Source organism: Streptomyces nanhaiensis (genome assembly GCF_046614825.1).
GTDB lineage: Bacteria > Actinomycetota > Actinomycetes > Streptomycetales > Streptomycetaceae > Streptomyces > Streptomyces radiopugnans.
On the sequence record NZ_JBKJFM010000265.1, the window covers coordinates 1 to 4,085 of the forward strand.

The 4,085-nt window shown below is 76.6% G+C and carries 4 protein-coding genes and 1 pseudogene; all 5 read right to left on the reverse strand.

Translation table 11 applies throughout. From position 1 onward, the window contains the following. Positions 1 to 463: precorrin-6y C5,15-methyltransferase (decarboxylating) subunit CbiE (gene cbiE, locus ACLIYP_RS29455; protein WP_412716136.1), on the reverse strand; the 463-nt coding region annotated here is incomplete at its 3' end. After that, the gene (locus ACLIYP_RS29460) at positions 460 to 1,635 is read right to left on the reverse strand and encodes a cobalt-precorrin-5B (C(1))-methyltransferase (protein WP_412716137.1); all 1,176 of its coding nucleotides are present in this window, start codon (positions 1,633 to 1,635) and stop codon (positions 460 to 462) included. The genes cbiE and ACLIYP_RS29460, both read right to left, overlap by 4 nt. Next, positions 1,628 to 2,521, reverse strand: coding sequence for a precorrin-4 C(11)-methyltransferase (cobM, locus tag ACLIYP_RS29465; RefSeq protein WP_412716138.1), 894 nt, complete (start codon positions 2,519 to 2,521; stop codon positions 1,628 to 1,630). The genes ACLIYP_RS29460 and cobM overlap by 8 nt, the downstream gene beginning before the upstream one ends. 83 nt (positions 2,522 to 2,604) lie before the next feature. Further along, on the reverse strand, positions 2,605 to 3,399 hold the full coding sequence (gene cobI, locus ACLIYP_RS29470; protein ID WP_412716139.1) for a precorrin-2 C(20)-methyltransferase: 795 nt from the start codon (positions 3,397 to 3,399) through the stop codon (positions 2,605 to 2,607). A 23-nt stretch (positions 3,400 to 3,422) separates the two neighbouring features. Further along, positions 3,423 to 4,085, reverse strand: a pseudogene (locus ACLIYP_RS29475) (cobyrinate a,c-diamide synthase); the annotation flags it as partial.

The following is a 4,085-nucleotide window of genomic DNA, read 5'->3' on the forward strand; positions in this document are numbered from 1 at the left end:
GCCCCGCGCCGGGCCCAGTGAGCACGGCGGTCTTGGGGTGCGCGCGGCAGACGTTGACGGCGGTGCGCGGATCGCGCCCGTGCGCGCTGACCACGGCGGCGTCGTCCCACGGCAGTCCGGCGCGGGCGAAGGCCACCGCGACGGACGGCGCGGTGGGCCGTACGTCCAGGGCCTCGGGGCCGAAGCGTTCGGCGAGCGAGCGGACGATCCCGAAGAACCCGGGATCGCCGGAGGCGAGCACCACCACCGGGCCACCGCCTTCCGACAGTTGCCGCTCGACGGCGTCCAGCGCCGGGGCCAGCGGCCCAAGGACCACGCGCCGCACCCCGGGGGGAGGGGCGGCCGCGTCCAGGTGGCGGCGGGCGCCCACGGCCAGGCGGACCCCTCGCCAGGACAGCGCGCCGGGCCCGCAGGCCCCCGTGCCCGTGCCCGCTCCCGTTCCCGTGCCCACGACAGTGATCACGGCAGCAGCCCCCCGCCGTCGGAGCACAGGGCGACCACCGTGCGGCCGGTGAAGTCCACCATGGCCGCCTCCGCGGTGATCCGGCGGTCGGTGAAGCGCTCCAGCACGTCCACCACCCGGCGGCACAGCTCCGGCGCGGCCGACTGCAGCAGCCCCGCCGCGTCCCACAGCTCGTACGCGTGGCGGGCGGTGTTCGCCGCCGCGACCTCGGCCGCCAGCGCGTCCGCGCCGCCCACCGCGCGGGTGACGTCGGCCAGGACGGAGGTGTCCACCTTCGACCGCGTGTAGTGCGTCATCAGCACCCCGGAGGCCAGCTTGGTCAGCTTCCCCACCATGCCGACGAACACCACCCGGTCCACCCCGTGTTCCACCGCCCGCCGCAGCGCGGCACCCGTGAAGTCGCCGACCTCGATGAAGCACACCGGCGGCAGCCCGGGCAGCAGCTCCATGGCGCCCTTCTCGGTGCGCCCGCCGGTGCACAGCACCACGGCCGGGGCGCCCTGCGCGGCGGCCACCGACACCGCCTGCTCGACACTCGCCCGCCACGAGGCCGTCGAGAACGGCCGGACGATCCCGGTCGTCCCCAGGATGGAGATGCCGCCGAGGATGCCGAGCCGGGCGTTGGTGGTCTTGCGGGCGCGCTTCTCGCCGTCGGGCACGCTGATGGTGACGTCCACGCCGCGCTCCGCCACGTCGACGACCTCGCCCACCGCCTGGCTGATCATGGCGCGGGGCACCGGGTTGATCGCCGGGCCGCCCACCTCCAGGCCGAGACCCGGCCGGGTGACGACGCCGACGCCGACACCGCCGTGCAGTCCGAGGCCCGGCTCGCTGCGCCAGCTCACCGTGGCGGTCAGGTGCGAGCCGTGGGTGACGTCCGGATCGTCGCCCGCGTCCTTGACCACCACCGCCTCGGTGCGGCCCGGCCGCAGCTCGGCCGAGCGCTCCACGGCGAAGGTCACCCGGCGCCCCGAGGGCAGGGCGACCTCCACCCACGGCTGGGGCTCGCCCGTGACCAGGTGCAGCGCGGCGGCGCGGGCCGCCGCCGAGGCGCAGGTGCCGGTCGTCCAGCCGGTGCGCAGCGCCTTCGGCCGCTGCTTGGCGGTACGCGGCAGGTCCGGCTCCCGCAGCTCCGGCCCCTGGGCGGGCCCGTGTTCCGGCCCCTCACTCACGGCCCGCCGCCTCCCGGCCGGCCTGCCCGATGCTCTGCCCGGCGGCCTGCCCGGCGCTCTGCTCCACGGCCTGTCCGCGGGCTCCCCGTACCTCCCGTACCTCCCGGGCCGCGCGCAGCGCCCGGCGCGCCTCCGGCCGCGCGCGGCGGTGTCCGTGGAAGTGCCCGGGGTGGTACAGGTGCGAGCGCGTGCCGGAGGCGGACAGCGCGGGGCCGACGAGGAACAGCGTGTGCTTCCACAGCCGGTGCTCCTTGACGGTCTCCTCCAGGGTGCCCACCGTGCAGCGCAGCACCAGCTCCTCCGGCCAGGTCGCCTGGTGGGCGATCACCACCGGGGTGTCGGTCGGATAGCCGCCCTCCAGCAGCTCCACCGCCAGCTGCCCCGAGCGCGCGGCCGACAGGAAGACCGCCATGGTCGTGCCGTGCCGGGCGAACTCCCGCACCTCCTCGCCCGGCGGCATCGGGGTCTTGCCGCCGCCGAGCCGGGTCAGGATCACCGACTGCGCGACCTCCGGGATCGTCAGCTCCCGCCCCGCGATGGCCGCCACCGCCGAGAACGACGACACCCCGGGGACGATCTCCACCTCGACGCCCAGCTCCGCGCAGCGGTCCACCTGTTCCTGGGTGCCGCCCCACAGCGCCGGGTCGCCGGAGTGGACGCGCGCCACCTTCAGCCCCTCGCGGGCCGCGCGCTCGTAGACGGCGATGACGTCCTCCAGGGACATCGAGGCCGAGTCCAGGACCTCCGCGTCCTCACGGGCGTGTTCGAGGACCTCCTCGCGCACCAGGCTGGCCGCCCACACCACGACGTCGGCCTCGGCGATGGCGCGGGCGGCGCGGAAGGTGAGCAGGTCGGCGGCGCCGGGTCCGGCGCCCACGATGGTCACCTTCCCGGAGGTCTCCGGGGCCCTCCCGGCGGTTCCGGACGTCCCGGGTGTTCCGGCGGTCCCGGCGGTCTCGGTCTGGGCGGTCACAGCTTGCCTCCTCGGCTCTCCCGGCGTGCGGGGGCGATGAGCGTGGACAGATAGGGGAGTTCGGTCTCCGCACCGGCCGGACCGCTCCCCGGACCGGCTTCCGGACCGGCCCCTGGAGCGGCCTCCAGTTCGGCCGCCGGGCGGATCGACTCCTGCGGCAGCCCCAGCGCCGAGCCCCACACCGCGCCCTCGGTGCGGCCCGTGGCGCGCAGCGCGGCGGCGACCTCGCGCGCCCGCCGCCCGAACTTGTAGGCCACCACCGTCCCCGGCCCCTCCAGGGCCTGCCTGAGCACCGCCATCCCGGCCGTCACCGGCACCAGCGTCAGCGGCTCCGTCCCCTCGGTGAGCACCGCCCCGCCGCGCGCGGCCAGGTCCTGCATCGCGGTGATGCCCGGCACGGTCTCCACGACCGCCTCCGGCACCAGAGCGCCGACGGTCTGGGCGAGATAGGTGAAGGTGGAGTAGACGTTCGGGTCGCCGATGGTCGCGAAGGCCACCGTGCCGTGGGCGCGCAGCAGCCCGGCGACGCGTTCGCCCGCCGCGTCCCACGCGGCCTCCCGGCGGGCCCGGTCGCCGCGCTCGTTGAGTGCGAAGACCACCCGCACGATCCGCTCGTGCGACACGTAGTGCAGGACGGTGGCCTCGGCGCGTCCCGTACCGCTGTCCTCCATCACGGGCACCACCACCACGCTCGCCGAGCGCAGCGCCTTGACGCCCTTGACCGTCACGAGCTCCGGGTCGCCGGGGCCCACCCCGACGCCGACGAGCCGCGGCCCGCCGGTCTCCCGCACCCCGTCGCCATCGCCGTTACCGCTCACGCCGCACACCTCTCGACACATCTTCCGACGAAACGCCGGGCCACGGACGGCTCGGCGGCCCAGTGCACATGCAGGTACGAGGCATGTACGCCGTCCTTCACGAAGCCCTCGACCCGGCGCCCGGGCCGGGAGGCCCCCCAGGTCAGCCCCCACGCCGGCGCGGCCGCGGACTCCGGCGCCCCGGCCTGCCGCACCCCGGCGCCGGGCTCCACCGCCGTGCGGTGGAACTCGTGGCCGCGCACCCGCGTCCCCGCGGCGGCCAGGACGCTGTCGCCCACCGCCACCGCCTCGCGGTAGCCGAGGGTGAGCCGCTCGGTCATCCGGGCGGTGGCGTCGAGCACCCCGCACATCGGCACACCGTCCAGCTCCCTTGCCAGATACAGCAGTCCGGCGCACTCGGCGGCCACCGGCGCCCCCGACGCGGCCAGTTCCGCCACCGCCCGGCGCAGCGGCTCGTTCGCCGACAGCTCCGGCGCGTACACCTCCGGGAAGCCGCCGCCCATGACCAGCCCGGCCGTGCCCGGCGGCAGCGCGGTGTCCCGCAGCGGGTCGAAGACGGCCACGTCCGCGCCAGCCGCCCGCAGCAGCTCGGCGTGCTCGGCGTAGGAGAAGGTGAACACGGCCCCGCCCGCGACGGCCACCACCGGGCGCCCGCGCGG